This window comes from Novosphingobium gossypii (genome assembly GCF_050433305.1).
Taxonomy (GTDB): domain Bacteria; phylum Pseudomonadota; class Alphaproteobacteria; order Sphingomonadales; family Sphingomonadaceae; genus Novosphingobium; species Novosphingobium gossypii.
Genome location: NZ_JBNPXM010000001.1, coordinates 605,608 through 624,174, shown reverse-complemented (window position 1 = coordinate 624,174; position 18,567 = coordinate 605,608). Strand labels below are relative to the sequence as shown.

The following is an 18,567-nucleotide window of genomic DNA, read 5'->3' as shown; positions in this document are numbered from 1 at the left end:
GCCGTCGGGCGCGGGATCATTCCGCGCGCTTGACGGCCTGCCAGTAGCGTTCCTGATCGTCGAGAGGCAGCGCTGCAAAGTCCACGCCTTCGGATGCAGCCAGGGTTTCCATGGCACGGAAACGCCGCTCGAACTTGGCGTTTGCCGCCCGCAGGGCATCTTCGGGCGCGATGCCGTTCAGGCGTACGAAGTTGACGGCAGCGAACAGTAGGTCGCCGGCTTCTTCCAGCTTGTCAGCCGGTGCAGCCTCGTCGACTTCAGCCATTTCCTCGCGGATCTTGTCGGCCGCGCCACTGGGATCGGGCCAGTCGAACCCGACCCGCGCTGCGCGCTTCTGCAGCTTTTCCGCACGCATCAGCGCCGGCAGCGAGATCGCGACCCCATCGATGGCGCTTTGGGCACCCTTGGCCTTGCGCTCCTGTGCCTTGATCTTTTCCCAGCGATCGGTCTGCGCATCGCCGGAAGCATCATCGCCGAAGATGTGCGGATGCCGGGCCTCCAGCTTGTCCGCGATGGCGGCGGCGACGTCCGGAAACGCGAAGTGGCCGGCTTCCTCCGCCATCCGCGCATGGAACACGACCTGCAACAGCAAGTCGCCCAGTTCCTCGCGCAGTGCCGGAAGATCGTCCTGCGTGATGGCCTCGGCCACTTCGTATGCTTCCTCGATGGTGTACGGCGCGATGGTGGCGAACGTCTGTTCGCGATCCCATTCACAGCCATGATCCGGATCGCGAAGGCGCGCCATGATGGAAAGAAGGCGGTCGATCTGCGTGGTCTTGCTCAGGGTCATGTAAGCTCGATAATGAGGATTATGTAAAACAAAGCTGCCCGAAGATGCGGTTCAAGGTTGAATGTGCCAGCCTGACCACTGGATCAGAATCACCATGCCGACGATGATTGCCGCCCAGATCGCTGTCAGACGGAACGCTTTGCCGGTGCTCATTCCACGGATTTCAGGATTGCGCAGGACCAGGATCAGGAAACCTACGATCGAAATGATGGAAACGATCGTGGTTGTCGTGTTCACGGCGCTATCACCATTCCATCATAGGCGACCTGCACGTTAGCAGGTACGGATGCGCTCAATGTGGCATAATCCATGCTCTTGTCGAGATGCGTCAGCACTGCCGTGCCGACCCGGCAGGCTTCGGCCAGTTCCAGCGACATGGCCAGATGCGCGTGCGTCGGATGCGGTTCTCGGCGCAGGCAGTCGACGATCAACAGGTCGCAGCGGTAGAACAGATCGATCATACCGCTTGTAATCTGATTGAAGTCCGTCGCGTAACCTACTGATTTTCCATCCGCATCGAATAGGAAGCCGGTGGAATCCATTCCACCATGCGGCATCTGCGTGTGACCAACCCGGAAACCCTCGCACAGTCGCAACGTGTCCAGATTGTCGAGGGAAATCAAAGTCGGATAACCATGCTGCCCAGCAAAAACGTAGCCGAACCGCTGGCGCAGCCGCCGCACCGTTTCCGTGTCGGCATACCCCGGGATCGGCCCGGCACGGCCATAGCGAAGCGGGCGCAGGTCATCGATGCCGTGGCAGTGGTCTGCATGGTCATGCGTCCAGAACACCGCGTCGATCCGGTGAATGTCATTGTCCAGCAACTGGGCGCGAAGGTCGGTAGGCGTATCGACCAGAATTCGCGCCCCCGCCTCGCTCTCCAGCAGGATCGCAACGCGGCTGCGACGGTTGCGCGGTTCGGCCGGATCGCACGCACCCCAATCAGGACCGCCATGCTCGCCCCCCAGCCGGGGAACGCCGGTGGACGTGCCGCTGCCAAGGATAGTCACTTTCATGCGTAACGGGCCTTGGTGAACAGGCCGAAGAAATTGCGGGTCGTGCTCTCGGCCAGAGCTTCCAGGCTGATGCCGCGCAAGTCGGCCACGAAGCGCGCGGTGTCTGCCGTGAAAGCCGGCTCGCACTTGCGTCCGCGATGGGGGACTGGCGCAAGGAACGGAGAGTCCGTCTCCACCAGAAGCCGGTCTTCAGGAATCGTCTTCACGACTTCCTGCAAGTCCTTGGCGTTCTTGAATGTCACGATGCCGGAAATGCTGATCGTCAGTCCAAGATCGAGCACTTTTTGCCCGAAATCCGCGCTGGCGGTGAAGCAATGGATCAGCGCGGGGAAAGCGCCCTTCCCCATTTCCTCTTCCAGGATGCGGGCCGTGGCATCCTCGGCATCGCGGGTATGGATGATGATCGGCAACCCAGTCTGGCGCGCCACCGTGATATGCGTGCGGAACAGCGCCTGCTGCACATCGCGGTCGGACTTGTCGTAATAGTAATCGAGGCCGGTCTCACCGATGCCGATCACCCGCGGATGTGCGGCTGCTTCCAGCAAGGCGCCCTCGCCCAGATCGGCATGCTGGTCCGCTTCATGCGGGTGAATACCGATGGAGGCCCATACATCGGGTTCCCGGGCCGCCGTGGCGACGACGCGGTCCCATTCCCGCTGCCGCGTGGAGATATTGAGGAAGCCCTTGATCCCGGCGGCGCGGGCGCGCTCCAGAACGGCAGGCTGATCTTCGACCAGCCCTTCGTACTCCAGATGGCAGTGGGAATCGATGAGCATCAGGCGGCAGCTTCCGCAGGCAGTTCCAGGCGCGGGAACACGCCTTCGGGTTTTTCGATGCGGAAGCCGGAGGCGGCAAGCGCATCGAACCATCCCGCGTCAGCCAGCGCAGCGTAATCGCGCGCATCCGCCGACTGGCCCATCTGATCTAGCAGGGCGTCGATCGCGGTCGGAACCACGGGACGCACGGCAATCGCAAGATCGCGCACGACGCGCAGCAGGGTCATCAGCACTGCTTCCATACGAGCGGGATCGGTCTTGCGCAGCGTCCAGGGCGCCTGTTCGTCCACGTACTGATTGCAGGCGAAGACCGCTCGCATCCAGCTTTCGAGGCCAGTGCTGAAGTCCAGGGCGTCGAAGGCCGTGCGCAGACCGGCAATCCCTTCGGCAACGGCGGCGAACAGGGCGCTATCGGCATCGGACTGTTCAAGTCCGGCCTTCAGTTCGCCGTCCATGTTCTTGAAGATCATGGACAAGCTGCGCTGCGCGAGATTGCCGAAACTGTTCGCCAGTTCGGCGTTTGCGCGGGTAACGATCGCCTCTGCCGACCACGAACCGTCCTGCCCGAACGCGACTTCGCGCAGGAAGAAGTAGCGCAGCGTATCGACACCATATGTCTCTGCAAGAGCGATGGGATCGGTAACGTTGCCAAGCGACTTGGATTCCTTTTGCCCGCGATTGAGCAGGAACCCATGACCGAAGACCTGACGCGGCACTTCCAGACCGGCGCTCATCAGGAACGCGGGCCAGTAGACCGTGTGGAAACGGACGATGTCCTTGCCGATCAGGTGCAGATCGGCAGGCCAGAACTTTGCGAAGTCCCCGCCCTCTTCCGGGAAGCCCAGACCGGTGATGTAGTTCGCCAGTGCATCGACCCACACGTACATGACATGGTTGTCCGATCCGGGCACTTTGATGCCCCAGTCGAAACTGGTGCGTGATACCGACAGATCGCGCAGGCCGCCTTCCACGAAGCGCTGGATTTCATTGCGCCGGGTGTCAGGGCGGATGAAGTCGCCCGCCTCGTAGAGCGCCAGCAGGCGGTCCTGATACTTGGAAAGGCGGAAGAACCATGATTCCTCGACTGTCCATTCCACCGGCGTGCCTTGCGGCGAAAGCTTGGCGCCGTCTTCTCCGGCAACTAGTTCGCTTTCGTCGTAATAAGCTTCGTCACGGACCGAGTACCAGCCTTCGTAACGATCGAGATAGAGGTCACCGCTGGCCTCCATCCGCCGCCACAGTTCCTGTGTGGCGGCGTGGTGGCGCGGTTCGGTCGTGCGGATGAAAACATCGTAACCAACATTAAGTGCATCGCACATCTGCCGGAAATAGTTGGACATTTCGTCCGCAAGCGCCGCCGGGGTCGTATCCAGGTCGCGCGCCTTTTGCGCCATCTTGAGGCCGTGTTCGTCTGTGCCGGTCTGGAACCGGACGTCGAAGCCTTCTGCTTTCTTGAAGCGGGCCATGACGTCGGCGGCGATCGCTTCGTAGGCATGGCCGATGTGCGGCCGCCCGTTGGGGTAGCTGATGGCGGTGGTGATGTAATAGGGCTCGCCCATGCGGCGTCGCTCTTTCCTGGCTGGTGTTTACAGGTCGTAGTTCATAAGCGTTCTGAACTTGCATGCGAGTTCACGGGAACGCGTCAGTACGCGGCTTCTCTAGGCATCGCGGCGGAGGCCAGCAAGCCGCCAATTTCCATTATAAGCAGGCCCGCGTCGAAATTGTAGGTGGGAGCCTGCGCGGAAAGGCGCGTTAGCGTGCCGTAAGCGGCTATGATCGCAAGCTGCCGCTGGCGGCTCGCATCGCGCAGTTCGTAAACCAGGACGGCGCGGGCAAGCTCGACCGCGGCCAACTGGCGTTCTCGCGCTGGCCTTGCACCCATCGCGTCGGCAAGCCGACCGCGCAAGCCGAAATCAGGGTCGCCGTGCTGGAGGATGCGCATCATCAGCGCATGGATCGCGCCAAGGTCATGTTCGACGATGTCGAGCGCAATGCCCGGCGACCCCTGCGCCGCGGCGATCGCAGCGGCACGTGCCGCTGCATCCGCCTCGGGAGCGTCTCTCTGAATCACCGCGTCAAGCTGCGCCGCATCCAGTGGGGCGAAACGCAGGATACGGCAGCGCGAGCGGACGGTAGGCAGTAATCGACCCGGCTGATGCGTGACCAGCAGGAAGTACGTGCCTGCCGGCGGTTCTTCCAGCACCTTGAGCAGGGCGTTGACGGCGCCCTTCTCCATGTCGTCCGCCGGATCGACCACGATGGCGCGGCGGTCCCCCAACGTCGGCTTGGTGGCAAGGCGACGGATGATGCCACGCACCTGATCGACAGTGATGTTGCGCTTGGTCTGGTAGGGCTTGCCCTCTGCCTTCTTCTTCGCCTCGTCGTCGTTCGAGGGGAGATGGTCGAGGATGTGGATGTCGGGATGGCTGTCCACGTCGACACCGGCGGCGCCTACCAGTGCGGCAGCGGCAGACCGGGCGAAGGCGCGCTTGCCCAGGCCCTTGGCGCCGCTCAGCAGCCAGGCGTGATGCATGCGTTCGGATGCGATGGCAGCAAGCCATTCGTTCCAGGCGGCATCCTGACCAAGGGGTGGTTTTGCTGTGCTCACGACAGCAGCGGCGCCAGTGCGGCGAGGATCAGGGCGTGCGTTTCCTGCGGGTTGCCATTGCCGTCGATGCGGGCAAAGCGAGCCGGTTCTGTTTCGGCAAAAGCAGCGAAGGCGCCTGCAACCCGTGCGTGATACGCACGGTCGCGCCCTCCGATGCGGTCGCTGCCTTCGGTGTCGCGCAAAGCCAGTCGCTCGACCGCAATCGATGGGCTGACTTCGACCAGCAGGGTCAGGTCTGGCAGCAGGCCTTCGCTGCCGATGGCGTGCAGGGTGGAGATGTCGGCATCGGACAGGCCGCCACCGCCGCCCTGATAGGCTCGGCTTGAATCGAAATAGCGATCGCAGATGACCCATGCACCGCGCGCTAATGCCGGGCGGATCAGGCGATGGACATGGTCCGACCGCGCGGCCGCGAACAGCAGTGCTTCGGCGCGCGGGTTCCAGCTTTCGCCGCCGTCGCCTTCGACGCCGTTCAGCAGCAGGGTACGGATCGCCTCCGCGCCCGCGGTGCCGCCCGGTTCGCGCGTGGTGACCACGTCGAGGCCCTTGCCACGCAGGGCTTCGGCCAGCAGGCGTGCCTGGGTGGACTTGCCTGCCCCCTCCCCGCCTTCCAGCGCGATGAATCGTCCCGTCGTCATGAGAAGAGGTTGATAAACCCGTTGATCAGCCTGTCCAGCCACCCGGCCTTGCCGACGTCGCGCCCGGCGTAGAGCGGCACCCGGCCCGGCGCGAGGCCGGCGACGCGAATCTCAAGTTCGCCCACCTGTTCGCCCTTGCGGATCGGCGCGACGAGCGGCCCCTTGTAGTGGACCGCCAGATTGATCGCGGGGCTGGTGCCGCGCGGGATCGTGGCGTGAATGTCGCGGTTGGCCACCAGCGGCAGCGAGCGGGCATCGCCGCCCTGCACTTTGGCCTGTGCCACCGCGCGTCCCTTGTCGAACAGGGGACGCGTATCCCATGCGGAAAAGCCCCATTCGAGCAGCGCCTTGGCCGCATCGTCCCGCACCTTGGGCAGGGGCGAGCCGGCCAGCACCATGACAAGGCGGCGCCCGCCGCGCTCTGCCGTGCCGAGGAAGTTATAGCCTGCTTCGCGCGTGTAGCCGGTCTTGATCCCGTCCGCGCCCGGAACGACGCCCACGGTGGGATCGTGGCTGCGCATGTGCACGTCACGCCAGACCCAGCGCTTGTGGCCCGAAAACTCGCGGTAGAGGTCGGGGTAGCGGGTGATCATGGCGTCGGCCAGCCGCACCAGATCGCTGGCGGTCACATATGTGTTGCCGCCGTCCATCCAGCCGTTGGGCGTGTTGTAGTGGCTGCGCGTCATGCCCAGCCTGCGCGCGGCGTCGTTCATCTTGGCTGCCCAGGCCGGAACGCTACCGGCATAGCCTTCACCCAGCACGACGGCGGCATCGTTCGCCGAAGCGGTCATGATGCCGTGGAGCAGGTCGCGCGTGGTCGGCCTGTCCTTGGTCGTGATGTACATGTTAGTGCCCTTGGCGAACCACTCCTTCTCGGTTTCGGGGCGTTCCTGAAACCGGCGGTCCATGTCGAGGCGGCCCGCCCCGATTTCCTCGAAGGCCACGTAGGCGGTCATCACCTTGGTCACCGACGCGGGGAGGAACGGGGTGTCGGGATGGCGCTGCTCCAGCACCTGCCCCGATCCCAGATCGACCAGCAGGCTGACCGGGATCGGCGCGACCTGCAGCGGCGGCGCGGGAATGGTACGCGACACTGGCGCAGGAGCGGGAGTGCGCGCCGGACCGGAGGCGGCAAGGGCCCCGGCGGGGACCGTCACGGCCAGCGCCAGCTTCAGGATAGTGGAAAACGACTTCAAGACCCGAGTTCTCCCGCGCGCCTGTGCGCGTCTGGTTCAACGCGCGGGAGACATGTCAGGGTCAGTCCGCGCCGAGGATTCGCGCATCCCTATAGCCCGCGCCCTTTGCCTTCTCCAGCGCCGGAGCGGCTTTTGCACGGTTGGTGTAGGGGCCAAGGCGAACGCGCCAGAACTTGCCCGATGCAGAGACACTGCCGCCAAGCTGGGCGGCCACCTTGCGGGCAGAAGATTCCGAGGAGAAAGCGGCCACCTGCACGAATACCGAACCGCGGGATTCAGCGGCAGGGCTTGCGGGTGCGGGCTTCGGAGCCGGTCTGGGAGCGGGCGCTGCTACCGGTGACTTGACCGCAGCTTTCTGCTCCGGCTTCGATGCCGCCTCAACCGGTGCCGGTGGCTTTGGCTGAGCAGCGGGAGTGACCGCTTTAACCGGTGCCGGGCCGGGGCGCGCCGTTACGGGCGGCGTTCCGGCGGGCATGGCAGGCGGGGTGGAAGGTGGCGGCAGCAGCGGCGATTGGTCCGCCAGCTTGCGACGCAGCACCTTGAGCAGGCCTTCGGGGGTTTCCATGCGTTCCGGCGCGCGGCCACCTGTGCGTAGCATGGCGCGTTCCTGTTCGGGCGGGTTCACGCGGCGCACCCGGACCGGGAGGTCTCCCGCACTCGCACCCAGTTGCGCGGCGGCTTCGGGCGACAGCGCGATCAGCGCGTCGTTAGTCATTGGCCCGCGCCGCTCTATCCGGACGAGAATGGTGCGCCCCGTGGTGAGCGACGTCACCTCCACATAGCAGGGCAACGGCAGCGTCTTGTGCGCAGCAGTGACGCCGCTGCCGGTGTCTGCGCCCAGCACCGCCTTGCCCACGGCATCGTAGTTGAGCTGATCGGTCGGGGTCCAGACCGTGCCGTCCACCGTGAATGGCGGGCCAATGACCACGGGATAGTCCGCCGCAGGCCCGGTGGCCGGAGCCGAAGGCAGCGGCGCGCGGGGGGCGGCCATCGCCGTGGCCCCTCCTCCCAGCAGGATCAGCGCCGCAAGCGGCAGGGCACGGTTAACGGGAAATCTCATCTGCAAGCAACCCCACGGACATCGCGTAGTAGTTCGAGCAGTTGTATTGGAGGATGACCCGATAATTACCGGTTAACAGATAAGCTGGAGTCCCCGGTCCGTCCGGCTGGAACACCGATGCCAGCACGTCGTTGCCGATCGCGCCCTGCGGCGTCACGCCCAGCGCGCGCCACTGGGCCACCGTCTTCCACTGAGAATGCCGCGCATGGACTGCAGAGCATGACGGCGATGCCAGCTTTGTGGCGTAGGCGGAGGCGTTGAATCCCGAAGGCAGGTTTGCCTGCACACCCCACGGCTGGCCCGGACGCCATCCGGCATCGCGAAAATAATTGGCGATGGACGCCAGCGTATCGACCGGGCTGTTGAAAATGTCGGCCCGGCCATCGCCATCGCCGTCCACTGCAAGGCGCAGATAGACGCTGGGCAGAAACTGCGGATAGCCGAAGGCCCCTGCCCAGCTGCCCTTGAGCTGCGAACGCGGCACGCCCCGGTCCACCATCTTCATCAGTGCGATCAGTTCGCCTTCGAAAAGCGCGCGGCGGCGGCCTTCCCACGCCAGTGTCGCCAGCGAGCGCGCAAGGTCGAAATCGCCGGTATAGCTGCCGTAATTGGTTTCGTGCCCCCAGATCGCGAACAGGACCGGTGCGGGTACGCCATAGCGCCGCTCTATCCCCGGCAGCACTGAAGCCAGCGAACCGTAGCGCGATTTTCCCCGCGCGACGATCGAACTGCCGACGTGCTGCGCGATGTAGGGCGCCAGTGGTGGCGGAGCACCCCTGCTACCCGGCTGCGACGAATCGAGCGCGATCACCCTGTCGTTCGGCGTCAGCCCGGCCAGAACGCTGGTGATAGAATTCTCGCTCACCCCCTGCTGGCGCGCATGGCCGGCCACGGTGGCAAGGTAATCGGGGAAAGTCTCCGTCTGCGCACAGGCCTGCGCAGCGGGAAGCGCAAGGACCACGGCAAAGACGGGAAGACGCAGCGATCGCAGGAAGGAAGCAGGGGTCATCGCCGGGAAACTTCGCATAAACCGCGCCGGTTGCAAATGGCCGAGGGCGTGTTGCGGTGGAAAGCCGCCGCATGCGCAAGGCCCTTTACCGAAGATCTTGACCACATCACCCCCTTGCGCGCGCGCTGCTTTGGGCTATGCGCAGTCAAACGGTGACTGCTGGCGGGTGCATGTTGTGTGCAGATGCTTCGGTCCCGGGAACTGGCAGGCAGGAACCGCACGGGATCAACCACCCGCGCCCTGCCAGCACGATCAGTTCCGACAGGCATGGAAGCGTGGCCGAGTGGTTGAAGGCACTAGTCTTGAAAACTAGCGACGGGGTAACTCGTTCGTGGGTTCGAATCCCACCGCTTCCGCCATCTGTCCCGCTTTGCAACCCAGGTTAGCCTGCATCCTGCGCCATTGACCCCGCCCCGTGGCGCGGCGGGAACAAGTGACGCGCGAATCGGATTGTGTGAGCGAGGAAGGAACCTGCTCATGCCTGCACGCGCGTACTGGAAAGGCCAGATCCGCCTGGCGCTCGTCTCGATCCCGATCGAGGTCTATCCGGCCACGCGATCCGGCGCGGCGATTTCGTTCCACCAGATCCACGAACCCAGCGGCAAGCGCATCCGGTACGAAAAAGTCGCGCCCGGCGTCGGCCCGGTGGATCGCGACGAAATCATCAAGGGCTTCGAGGTGTCCAAGGGCAACTACGTGCTTCTGGATGAAGAAGAGATCGAGGCGGTGAAGATCGAAAGCCGCAAGACGCTGGAACTGGTCCAGTTCGTCGATTCGGACGAGATCGACGTGCTCTATTACGAAAAGCCCTATTTCGTGGTCCCTGCCGACGATCTGGCGGAAGAAGCCTACGCCGTCCTGCGCGAAGCCTTGCGCAAGACGCGCAAGGTGGGGCTGGGCCAGCTGGCGGTGCGCGGGCGCGAACAACTGGTGTCCATCAAGCCGTGCGGGCGCGGCCTGGTAATGGAAGTGCTGCGCTATGCGGACGAGGTGCACAAGGCGCAGGGATATTTTCGAGACATCGAGGATGCGAAGCCGGATGTCGATCTCCTAGACTTGGCGACCACGCTGATCGACAAGAAGACCGCGCCCTTCAAGCCCGCCGAGTTCCACGACCGTTATGTCGACGCACTCCATCGCCTGATCGACAAGAAGGCAAAGTCCAAGAGCAACAAGCGCATTCTGGAGGACGTGGAGGAGCCCGCCAGCGGCAAGGGCAACGTCATCGACCTCATGGCTGCATTGAAGAAATCGGTCGGCACTGACAGCAAGGGTACAGCGAAATCCGGTTCCTCCCCGCGCAAGCCTGCCGCGAAGAAGACTGCATCATCGTCCACCACCCGGACGCGCAAGCGCGCCTAAGCGATGGAACTCAATCCGCCCGTCCCGATCCATGGCATCGACTTGCAGATGCTGCTGCGGCTGGGCGTCGCGGCGCTGCTGGGTCCGCTGCTTGGGCTTGACCGGGAAATGCGCGGCCATGCGGCGGGATTGCGGACGCACGGGCTGATCTGCGTGTCGGCCGCGGCGATGACCGTATCGGTGATCGCGCTTTACCTGCAGTTCGATCACGGCCCCGGTTCGCGGATGGACCCGCTGCGCATCTTCGAGGCGACGGGCAGCTTCGTCGGTATCCTGGGGGCGGCGCTGGTGGTCTTTGCACGCGGGCGGCTGCACAACCTGACGACGGCAGCGCACTTGTGGCTGACGGCGGTGATCGGCGTGGCCTGCGGTGCCGGGCAATGGCCGCTGGTGGCGATCTGCGTGGTCGTCAGTTTCCTGATGCTGACGGTGCTCCATTTCGTTGAAGGCGACTGGAGCCGCGACCGCCGCATCGAGGATGACTGCGACGGAGGAAAGCCATGAGCAGATCCGATCCCGCCACCGATCTCCTGGCCGAATACAACCGCAAGCGGGACTTCACGAAAACCGCCGAACCAGCAGGCAAGCGCGGCAAGGCGGGCGGCGGCAACAGCTTCGTGGTGCAGAAGCACGCGGCCACCCGGCTGCATTGGGATTTCCGGCTGGAGGTGGACGGCGTGCTGAAATCCTGGGCCGTCACCAGGGGACCGAGCGCGGATCCGGATGACCGCCGACTGGCCGTGCGGACAGAGGATCATCCGCTTTCCTACGGCGGGTTCGAGGGTATCATCCCCAAGGGCGAATATGGCGGCGGCACGGTGATGCTGTGGGATCGTGGAACCTGGGCGCCGATCGAGGGAAAGAGCGCGAAGGACATCGGCGACGGCCATCTCCATTTCATGCTCGATGGAGAGCGGATGAAGGGCGAATGGCTGCTTGTCCGCATGAAGGGCCGCCCCGGCGAAAAGCGCGAGAACTGGCTGCTGCGCAAGATTGGGGACAGCCACGCAGGCACCGGCGACGTGCTGGTGGAACAGGGCCTGACCAGCGTGCTCACGGGCCGCACCATGGCCGAGATCGAGGTCGACAAGGCTGGAACCCATTCGCTGAAGGGCAAGCGCGGAGACACCTTCACCCAAGTCATGCAAAAGGCCGCCGCGCGCAACGGCAAGCAGGCGCGTCCAAGGCGCAAGGGTGCCGGCAAGCCGCCCGCATTTCGCCCGGTGCAACTGGCAACGCTGGTGGACACGGTGCCCACCGGCAACCTGTGGATGCATGAAATCAAATTCGACGGTTATCGCGCGCTGATCGCGGCGGCGGGGGATGCGGTGGCGGTCCATACCCGCAACGGGCTGGACTGGAGCGACAAGTTCGTGCCCCTGCGTGCGCATCTGGCCGCGCTGGACCTGCCGCCCTGCCTCATCGACGGCGAGATCATCGCGCGCAATGCGCAGGGCAATCCCGACTTCTCCAGCCTGCAGGCCGTCCTCAAGCGCGGCCACGGCAGCCAGACGGACAGGGATGCGCTGGAATTTCACGCCTTCGACCTGCTGGAACTGGACGGCGAAGACCTGACCGCCATGCCCAACATAGAGCGCAAGGAACGGCTGGAGGCGCTGCTTGCGCAGGCCCAGCCGCCGGTCTTCGTTGCCGATCATGTCATCGGCGCGGGCGAGAAGCTGCTGGATGCGATGTGCTCTGCCGGACAGGAAGGGATCATCGCCAAGCGGGTCGATGCTCCCTACGCCGGGCGGCGGACAAAGAGCTGGGTCAAGATCAAGTGCACGCGGCGACAGGAATTCGTCATCGTCGGCTGGTCGAAATCCAGCGCCAAGGGCCGACCGTTCTCCTCGCTGCTGCTGGCGCAGTACGAAGGGGACAGGCTTGTCTATCGGGGCAAGGTAGGCACGGGGTTCGATGCGGGTGGCCTCGCCGACCTCGCGAAACGCATGGAGCGGCTGGTGCGCAAGTCGGCCCCCGTAGAGGTCGATCGTGCGGAAGCGCGCGGCGCGACGTGGATCAGCCCGAAGCTGGTGGCGGAAATCGCCTTTGCCGAACTCACCGCCGAAGGACGGGTGCGCCATGGCAGCTTCCTGGGCCTGAGGGGGGACAAGCCGGCAAAGTCCGTCACCGCCGAAATGCCGCAGCCCGCCCCAGCGGCTGCCCTATCGGTCAACGTGTCCAACCGCGAACGGGTCATCTTCCCTGACAGCGGAGAGACGAAGGGCGATCTGGCGGACTATTACGCGGCAATTGCGCCGCTGATGCTGCCCTTCGCGGCAAACCGACCGATCAGTCTGGTCCGCTGCCCGCAGGGACGCGCGCGCAAATGCTTCTTCCAGAAGCATGACAGCGGCACTTTCGGCGATCACGTCCATCACGTGCCGATCCGCGAAAAGGACGGCGGCGCGGAGGACTACCTCTACATCGACGATGCCAAGGGACTGGTCGCTTGCGTGCAGATGGGCACCATCGAGTTCCACGGCTGGGGCGCAAAGGCCGATACCGTGGAACGCCCGGATCGCATGATCTTCGACCTCGACCCGGACGAGGGGCTGGATTTTCGTGAGTGCGTGAAGGCAGCGAAGGACATTCGCGCGCGGCTGGCCGACCTAGGTCTGGTGACGTTCGCGATGCTGTCCGGCGGCAAGGGCGTACATGTCGTGGTGCCGCTGAGGGGCGGTCACGACTGGGACGTCCACAAGGACTTCGCGCGCCGCTTTGCCGAAGCGATGAGCCTTGCCGAGCCGGACCGCTACGTGGCGACGATGAGCAAGGCCAAACGCAAGGGGCGGATTTTCATAGACTGGCTGCGCAACCAGCGCGGCGCGACCGCAGTGCTGCCTTATTCCGCCCGCGCCCGCGAAGGCGCGCCGGTGGCCGTGCCGATCGCGTGGGACGAACTGGACGGCATGAAGGACGCCCACCCCTTCTCCATCCGCGACGCCGCCGAGTTGATCGACCGCTCACAGTCGCTGCGCGGCTGGGGCTTCGGCGATCAGCAGCTACCGCAGATTTGATCGACAACAGAAAGGTTCTGCCATGCCTGCCCGATCCAAAGCCCAGCAGAAGGCCGCCGGTGCCGCTCTCTCCGCCAAGCGCGGAGACACGCCCAAATCCAAGTTGAAAGGCGCGTCGAAGGAGATGGAGAAATCCATGAGCGAGAAGCAGTTGGAGGAGTTCGCCTCCACCACGCGCAAGAGCCTGCCGGAGCGCAAGGACTGAGCGCCGCGATGGACGGGCACGTCGTCCACCGCGGCGCATTGGTCAGCCGCCTCAGGCGGCGGCGGGTTGCGGGCGGTTTTCCAGCAGGTTGTCCACCACCGACGGGTCGGCCAGTGTCGTGATATCGCCGAGGTTCGACACGTCGTTCTCGCCGATCTTGCGCAGGATGCGGCGCATGATCTTGCCGGAACGGGTCTTGGGCAAACCGGGCGCGAACTGGATGACGTCCGGCGTGGCGATGGGGCCGATTTCGTGGCGGACCCAGGCGATCAGTTCCTTGCGCAAAGCGTCGTCCGGCTCGACTTCGGCATTGCAGGTGACGAAGGCGTAGATGCCCTGCCCCTTGATCTCGTGCGGCATGCCCACCACGGCGGCTTCAGCGACCTTGGCATGGGCGACCAGCGCGCTCTCGATCTCCGCCGTGCCCATGCGATGGCCCGATACGTTGATGACGTCGTCAATGCGCCCGGTGATCCAGTAATACCCGTCCTCATCCCGGCGGCAGCCGTCGCCGGTGAAGTACGTGCCCTTGAAGGTGCTGAAATAGGTCTGGAAGAAGCGGTCATGGTCGCCCCACACGGTGCGCATCTGACCCGGCCAGCTGTCGGTAATGACAAGGCATCCGTCGCCCGCTCCCTCGATCTCCTTACCGTCGTTGTCCAGCAGTTTGGGCTGCACGCCGAACATCGGGCGCGTGGCGGAGCCGGGCTTGAGCGGCGTGGCGCCCGGCAGCGGAGAGATCATCACGCCGCCCGTCTCGGTCTGCCACCAGGTGTCGACGATCGGGCAACGCCCCTCGCCCACCACCTCGTGATACCAGGACCATGCCTCGGGATTGATCGGCTCGCCCACCGAGCCGAGCAGGCGCAGGGACTTGCGGCTGGTCTTCCTCACCCACTCGTCGCCCTCGCGCATCAGCGCGCGCAGTGCCGTGGGGGCGCCGTAGAAGATTTCCACGCCGAACTTGTCGACCACCTGCCAGAACCGGCTGGCGTCGGGGAAGTTGGGCACGCCTTCGAACATCACGGTAGTCGCACCGTTCGCCAGCGGTCCGTAGACGACGTAGGAATGGCCGGTCACCCAGCCGATGTCGGCCGCGCACCAGTAGATCTGGCCGGGGCGATAATCGAAGACGTATTCATGCGTCATCGACGCCCAGACCGCATAGCCGCCGGTGGTGTGCAACACGCCCTTCGGCTTGCCGGTGGAGCCGGACGTGTAGAGGATGAACAGCGGGTCTTCCGCGTTCATCTCTTCCGGCGGGCAGTCGGCAGCCTGTTCGGCGACGCTGGACGCCCAATCGATGTCGCGGCCTTCGGTCATCGGCACGTCAGCACCGGTATGCGCGAGGACGATGACCGTATCCACGCCCGGACAATCCTCCAGCGCTTCGTCCACACAGGCCTTGAGCGGGATCGTCTTGCCGCCGCGCAGGCCCTGATCGGCGGTGAGGACGATGCGGCTGTCGCAATCCTGGATGCGATTGGCCAGCGCGTCGGGCGAGAACCCGGCGAAGACGATAGAGTGGATCGCACCGATCCGCGCACAGGCCAGCATCGCCATCGCCGCTTCGGGCACCATCGGCAGGTAGATGGTCACGCGCTCGCCCTTGCGCACGCCACGTGCCTTCAACAGGTTCGCCAGACGGCAGACCTGTTCGTGAAGCTGGCGATAGGTGATGCGCCGTTCGGGGTTCTTCGGGTCGTCCGGTTCCCACAGGATGGCAATGTCGTCGCCGCGCGTCGCCAGATGACGGTCGAGGCAATTGACAGAGAGGTTGAGCGTACCGTCGGTAAACCACGAGATGCCGAAGTCGTCTTCGTTGAAGCTGGTCTGCTTGACCACGCTGAACGGCCTGATCCAGTCGATCCGCTGCGCTTCGCGGGTCCAGAACGCTTCAGGATCAGTGACCGACTGCTCGTACATGTCCCGATAGCGGGCCTCGTCGATCAGGGCGCCCCGGCTCCATTCTGCGGAAACGGGATAGACGGCCTCGGCCATTCGGCTTCTCCTCTTGTGTCGTCGAACCGGATTTTTCCGGGTCTTGTGCTGCATCGCAAGATGGCGGGCGATCGGGCTTCGATCAAGGTTTGATGCAGACCGCTGCCATGGAGAACCTGCATCCGGCGCCGACGTCGTCGTGGAAAAGTCGTGCCGTTGAGGAACAGGTCTGTGGAGAGCCGCAGAATGCTAACGCACTGGTAACCTTTCGCGCGGCATGGGATCGCACCCCCAAGGAGCCCTCAATGAACGCCCCGATGCGAACGGTAACCAACGACACCCCGACCAACGGTCAGGCCGAGAGCCGGACACCGCGTTCCGCACGCGTCGGCGTATCGATCCTGTGCGAGGTGCGGCAGGGTACGCGGCCGTGGAAGCAGGCCCGACTGGAGGATCTTTCTCCCGGCGGTTTCCGCATCGCGCTTCTGCCCGATGCCCGTACCGAAGTGCCGCTGCGCATCCGCATTCCCGGGCTTCAACTGCTGAGCGCGCGCATCTGCTGGAGCCGCAACGGAACGGTCGGCTGCGAATTCGACGAACCGCTGCACGTTGCCGTGTTCGACCATATCGTGCGGGCGGCGGGCTGACCGTCACTCAGCGGTTCCCGTCATACAGGCCGTAGCAGAAAGGGCGGACCTTGCGGCCCGCCCTTTCGCGTTACCCAGTCGGAACGTGCCCGATCAGACTTGCCCGATCAGATATGCAGGGCGCGACCGTATGCGGCCAGCGTCGCTTCGTGCATCGTTTCCGAGATGGTGGGGTGCGGGAACACAGTGTTCATCAGTTCCTGCTCGGTCGTCTCCAGCGTCTTGCCGACGACGTAGCCCTGGATCATCTCGGTCACTTCCGCGCCGATCATGTGCGCGCCCAGCAGTTCGCCGGTCTTGGCGTCGAACACCGTCTTCACGAAACCTTCCGGTTCGCCCAGTGCGATGGCCTTGCCGTTGCCGATGAACGGGAACGTGCCGGCCTTGACCTCGTAGCCTTCTTCCTTCGCCTTCGCCTCGGTCAGGCCGACCGACGCGATCTGCGGGTGGCAGTACGTGCAGCCGGGGATGTTGCGGCGGTCCAGCGGGTGCGGATGGACGTCCTTGTTGCCCAGTTCCTTGGCGATCGCTTCGGCTGCGGTGACGCCTTCATGGCTGGCCTTGTGGGCAAGCCACGGTCCGGGGGTGCAGTCGCCGATGGCCCAGACGCCGGCCACGCCGGTGCGGCCATAATCATCGATCTGGATGAAGCCGCGATCCAGCTTGGCGCCGATCTTCTCCAGGCCCAGGTCCTCGGTGTTCGGCACGATGCCGACCGCCGAGATAACGTGGCTGAACTCGTGCTCGACGACCTTGCCGTCCTTGCCCTTGATCTTTGCCTTGACGCCCTTGGCATCGGTGGTGATCGCCTCGACGCCGGCACCGGTGAGGATCTTCATCCCCTGCTTGGTAAGCGCCTTTTCGAGGAAGGCCGACACGTCCTTGTCCTCGACCGGGACGATGCGATCGAGCATCTCGACCACGGTTACGTCCACACCCAGATCGTTGTAGAAGCTGGCGAACTCGATGCCGATCGCGCCAGAGCCCATGACCAGCAGCTTGGTCGGCTGTTCGGTGGGCGTCATCGCATGGCGATAGGTCCAGATGCGCTTGCCGTCGGCCTTGGCGAACGGCAGTTCGCGGGCACGCGCGCCGGTGGCGACGATGATGTGCTTGGCCGAGATCGTTTCGGTGCCCTTTTCGCCCGCGACTTCGATCTTGCCGCCGCCGACAAGCTTGCCGGTGCCCATGTGGACGGTGATCTTGTTCTTCTTCATCAGGTGCGTGACGCCCTGATTGAGCTGCTTGGCCACGCCGCGCGAACGCTTGACGATAGCGTCGAGGTCGGCGGTGATGTTGTCCGCCGCCAGGCCATAGTCCTTGGCGTGCTTCATGTGGTGCAGCACCTCGGCGGAGCGCAGCAGCGCCTTGGTCGGGATGCAGCCCCAGTTGAGGCAGATGCCGCCCAGCAGTTCACGCTCTACGATGGCGGTCTTGAGGCCGAGCTGTGCAGCCCGGATTGCCGAGACATAGCCGCCGGGGCCGGAACCGAGAACGATGACGTCGTAAGTATCAGCCACTGAATTAGCTCTCCTGCTCGATTGCGCGGGGTTTGCCCGCATCGTCTATCGCAACGAAGGTGAAGGTCGCTTCGGTGACCATCACCCGTTCTTCTTCCGCACGGTGGCGGCGGTAGGCTTCGATGCCGATGGTCATCGACGTGCGGCCCACCTTCTTCACTTCGCCATAGACCGAAACTTCGTCGCCGACCTTGACCGGCTTGTGGAACTTCATCCCGTCGAGCGCGATGGTGACGGCGCGTCCGCGCGAATGCCGCGCCGCGACGAGCCCGGCGCCCGAATCCATCAGGCTCAACAGCCAGCCACCGAAGATGTCTCCGTAGGCATTGGTGTCCGCCGGCATTGCAGTGACGCGGATCACAGGTTCACGAAAGTCGGTCATTTCAGATAAAATCCTGCGCGGCGGCGGCGATGGGCCGCGGCCGGTCATTCTCGTCCAGCGTCACGAACGTGAACAGGCCGCTGGCGACCTCCACTTCGTCCTGACTGGCGCGTGCCCGGCCAAAGCCTTGCGTCCCCACGGTCATCGACGTCCGGCCCGTACGCTTGACCCGGGCATAGACGTTGAGCTCGTCGCCCACGGCCATGACGCCGGGAAACGTGAAGTCGGTCGCCCCCACCACCACGGCCTTGAAGCCGGTGCGGCGGGTGACGAACGATGCGGCGCCCAAGGCCAGCTGGCTCATCAGCCAGCCGCCAAACACGCCGCCATAGGGGTTGAGGTCGGTAGGCATCGCGGTTACGCGGATTACCAGGTCTCCGGCCTCTTCCCCCATGTC

The 18,567-nt window shown here is 64.5% G+C and carries 19 protein-coding genes and 1 tRNA gene; 6 read left to right on the top strand and 14 right to left on the bottom strand.

The window, feature by feature from the left end:
- Positions 1-16: 16 nt before the first annotated feature.
- The 10 genes from mazG to GGR40_RS03240 form a co-directional block, all read right to left on the bottom strand.
- A complete protein-coding gene (gene mazG / locus GGR40_RS03285; RefSeq protein WP_429274760.1) occupies positions 17-790 on the bottom strand; it encodes a nucleoside triphosphate pyrophosphohydrolase in 774 nt (257 codons plus the stop codon).
- 51 nt (positions 791-841) lie between these two features.
- Complete coding sequence (locus GGR40_RS03280) at positions 842-1,027, bottom strand: hypothetical protein (RefSeq protein WP_429274759.1); 186 nt, start codon at positions 1,025-1,027, stop codon at positions 842-844.
- Positions 1,024-1,806 (bottom strand): MBL fold metallo-hydrolase, encoded by a 783-nt coding sequence (locus GGR40_RS03275; protein WP_429274758.1) that lies wholly within the window; start codon positions 1,804-1,806, stop codon positions 1,024-1,026. Before GGR40_RS03275 ends, GGR40_RS03280 begins: the two co-directional genes overlap by 4 nt.
- Positions 1,803-2,582 carry a TatD family hydrolase gene (locus GGR40_RS03270; protein ID WP_429274757.1) on the bottom strand — a complete coding sequence of 260 codons (780 nt, stop codon included), beginning with the start codon at positions 2,580-2,582 and terminating at the stop codon, positions 1,803-1,805. The genes GGR40_RS03275 and GGR40_RS03270 overlap by 4 nt, the downstream gene beginning before the upstream one ends.
- Positions 2,582-4,141 (bottom strand): methionine--tRNA ligase, encoded by a 1,560-nt coding sequence (metG, locus tag GGR40_RS03265; RefSeq protein ID WP_429274756.1) that lies wholly within the window; start codon positions 4,139-4,141, stop codon positions 2,582-2,584. Before metG ends, GGR40_RS03270 begins: the two co-directional genes overlap by 1 nt.
- 83 nt (positions 4,142-4,224) lie before the next feature.
- Positions 4,225-5,190, bottom strand: coding sequence for a DNA polymerase III subunit delta' (locus GGR40_RS03260; RefSeq protein WP_429274755.1), 966 nt, complete (start codon positions 5,188-5,190; stop codon positions 4,225-4,227).
- Entirely contained in the window at positions 5,187-5,828 is a 642-nt protein-coding gene (gene tmk / locus GGR40_RS03255; protein WP_429274754.1) for a dTMP kinase, read from the bottom strand. The genes GGR40_RS03260 and tmk overlap by 4 nt, the downstream gene beginning before the upstream one ends.
- Positions 5,825-7,024, bottom strand: coding sequence for a D-alanyl-D-alanine carboxypeptidase family protein (locus tag GGR40_RS03250; protein WP_429274753.1), 1,200 nt, complete (start codon positions 7,022-7,024; stop codon positions 5,825-5,827). Before GGR40_RS03250 ends, tmk begins: the two co-directional genes overlap by 4 nt.
- 61 nt (positions 7,025-7,085) lie before the next feature.
- The gene (locus GGR40_RS03245) at positions 7,086-8,084 is read right to left on the bottom strand and encodes a septal ring lytic transglycosylase RlpA family protein (protein WP_429274752.1); all 999 of its coding nucleotides are present in this window, start codon (positions 8,082-8,084) and stop codon (positions 7,086-7,088) included.
- Positions 8,068-9,093 carry a lytic murein transglycosylase gene (locus GGR40_RS03240; protein ID WP_429274751.1) on the bottom strand — a complete coding sequence of 342 codons (1,026 nt, stop codon included), beginning with the start codon at positions 9,091-9,093 and terminating at the stop codon, positions 8,068-8,070. The genes GGR40_RS03245 and GGR40_RS03240 overlap by 17 nt, the downstream gene beginning before the upstream one ends.
- A gap of 269 nt (positions 9,094-9,362) precedes the next feature.
- Here GGR40_RS03240 and GGR40_RS03235 point away from each other — a divergent pair.
- The 5 genes from GGR40_RS03235 (at position 9,363) to GGR40_RS03215 (ending at position 13,680) form a co-directional block, all read left to right on the top strand.
- Positions 9,363-9,452, top strand: a tRNA-Ser gene (locus GGR40_RS03235).
- A 118-nt stretch (positions 9,453-9,570) separates the two neighbouring features.
- A complete protein-coding gene (gene ku, locus GGR40_RS03230) occupies positions 9,571-10,455 on the top strand; it encodes a non-homologous end joining protein Ku (RefSeq protein ID WP_429274750.1) in 885 nt (294 codons plus the stop codon).
- 3 nt (positions 10,456-10,458) lie between these two features.
- Positions 10,459-10,959 carry an MgtC/SapB family protein gene (locus tag GGR40_RS03225; protein WP_429274749.1) on the top strand — a complete coding sequence of 167 codons (501 nt, stop codon included), beginning with the start codon at positions 10,459-10,461 and terminating at the stop codon, positions 10,957-10,959.
- A complete protein-coding gene (gene ligD, locus GGR40_RS03220; RefSeq protein WP_429274748.1) occupies positions 10,956-13,475 on the top strand; it encodes a DNA ligase D in 2,520 nt (839 codons plus the stop codon). Before GGR40_RS03225 ends, ligD begins: the two co-directional genes overlap by 4 nt.
- A 22-nt stretch (positions 13,476-13,497) precedes the next feature.
- Positions 13,498-13,680, top strand: a complete 183-nt coding sequence (locus GGR40_RS03215) for a DUF3008 family protein (RefSeq protein ID WP_429274747.1) — start codon at positions 13,498-13,500, stop codon at positions 13,678-13,680.
- A 51-nt stretch (positions 13,681-13,731) separates the two neighbouring features.
- Here the strand turns inward: GGR40_RS03215 and acs are convergent, their stop codons facing one another.
- Positions 13,732-15,681 (bottom strand): acetate--CoA ligase, encoded by a 1,950-nt coding sequence (gene acs / locus GGR40_RS03210; protein ID WP_429274746.1) that lies wholly within the window; start codon positions 15,679-15,681, stop codon positions 13,732-13,734.
- 245 nt (positions 15,682-15,926) lie between these two features.
- On the opposite strand from acs, the gene GGR40_RS03205 reads away from it, so the two are divergent.
- Entirely contained in the window at positions 15,927-16,268 is a 342-nt protein-coding gene (locus GGR40_RS03205; RefSeq protein ID WP_429274745.1) for a PilZ domain-containing protein, read from the top strand.
- Between the two features lie 107 nt (positions 16,269-16,375).
- Here GGR40_RS03205 and lpdA read toward each other — a convergent pair whose 3' ends face one another.
- The 3 genes from lpdA to GGR40_RS03190 are packed head-to-tail and all read right to left on the bottom strand — an operon-like array spanning position 16,376 to position 18,564.
- On the bottom strand, positions 16,376-17,788 hold the full coding sequence (gene lpdA, locus GGR40_RS03200) for a dihydrolipoyl dehydrogenase (protein ID WP_429274744.1): 1,413 nt from the start codon (positions 17,786-17,788) through the stop codon (positions 16,376-16,378).
- 4 nt (positions 17,789-17,792) lie between these two features.
- Positions 17,793-18,170 carry an acyl-CoA thioesterase gene (locus tag GGR40_RS03195; protein WP_429274743.1) on the bottom strand — a complete coding sequence of 126 codons (378 nt, stop codon included), beginning with the start codon at positions 18,168-18,170 and terminating at the stop codon, positions 17,793-17,795.
- 1 nt (position 18,171) lies between these two features.
- Positions 18,172-18,564: an acyl-CoA thioesterase gene (locus tag GGR40_RS03190; RefSeq protein WP_429274742.1), complete on the bottom strand. Its 393-nt coding sequence runs from the start codon at positions 18,562-18,564 to the stop codon at positions 18,172-18,174.
- Between the last annotated feature and the right edge of the window lie 3 nt (positions 18,565-18,567).

What these genes read in the sequence shown, in the direction of transcription:
- mazG (WP_429274760.1), bottom strand. Translation starts at nt 790, where the DNA reads ATGACCCTGAGCAAGACCACGCAGATCGACCGCCTTCTTTCCATCATG.
- GGR40_RS03275 (WP_429274758.1), bottom strand. Translation starts at nt 1,806, where the DNA reads ATGAAAGTGACTATCCTTGGCAGCGGCACGTCCACCGGCGTTCCCCGG.
- GGR40_RS03270 (WP_429274757.1), bottom strand. Translation starts at nt 2,582, where the DNA reads ATGCTCATCGATTCCCACTGCCATCTGGAGTACGAAGGGCTGGTCGAA.
- metG (WP_429274756.1), bottom strand. Translation starts at nt 4,141, where the DNA reads ATGGGCGAGCCCTATTACATCACCACCGCCATCAGCTACCCCAACGGG.
- tmk (WP_429274754.1), bottom strand. Translation starts at nt 5,828, where the DNA reads ATGACGACGGGACGATTCATCGCGCTGGAAGGCGGGGAGGGGGCAGGC.
- GGR40_RS03245 (WP_429274752.1), bottom strand. Translation starts at nt 8,084, where the DNA reads ATGAGATTTCCCGTTAACCGTGCCCTGCCGCTTGCGGCGCTGATCCTG.
- GGR40_RS03240 (WP_429274751.1), bottom strand. Translation starts at nt 9,093, where the DNA reads ATGACCCCTGCTTCCTTCCTGCGATCGCTGCGTCTTCCCGTCTTTGCC.
- ku (WP_429274750.1), top strand. Translation starts at nt 9,571, where the DNA reads ATGCCTGCACGCGCGTACTGGAAAGGCCAGATCCGCCTGGCGCTCGTC.
- GGR40_RS03225 (WP_429274749.1), top strand. Translation starts at nt 10,459, where the DNA reads ATGGAACTCAATCCGCCCGTCCCGATCCATGGCATCGACTTGCAGATG.
- ligD (WP_429274748.1), top strand. Translation starts at nt 10,956, where the DNA reads ATGAGCAGATCCGATCCCGCCACCGATCTCCTGGCCGAATACAACCGC.
- GGR40_RS03215 (WP_429274747.1), top strand. Translation starts at nt 13,498, where the DNA reads ATGCCTGCCCGATCCAAAGCCCAGCAGAAGGCCGCCGGTGCCGCTCTC.
- acs (WP_429274746.1), bottom strand. Translation starts at nt 15,681, where the DNA reads ATGGCCGAGGCCGTCTATCCCGTTTCCGCAGAATGGAGCCGGGGCGCC.
- GGR40_RS03205 (WP_429274745.1), top strand. Translation starts at nt 15,927, where the DNA reads ATGAACGCCCCGATGCGAACGGTAACCAACGACACCCCGACCAACGGT.
- GGR40_RS03195 (WP_429274743.1), bottom strand. Translation starts at nt 18,170, where the DNA reads ATGACCGACTTTCGTGAACCTGTGATCCGCGTCACTGCAATGCCGGCG.
- GGR40_RS03190 (WP_429274742.1), bottom strand. Translation starts at nt 18,564, where the DNA reads ATGGGGGAAGAGGCCGGAGACCTGGTAATCCGCGTAACCGCGATGCCT.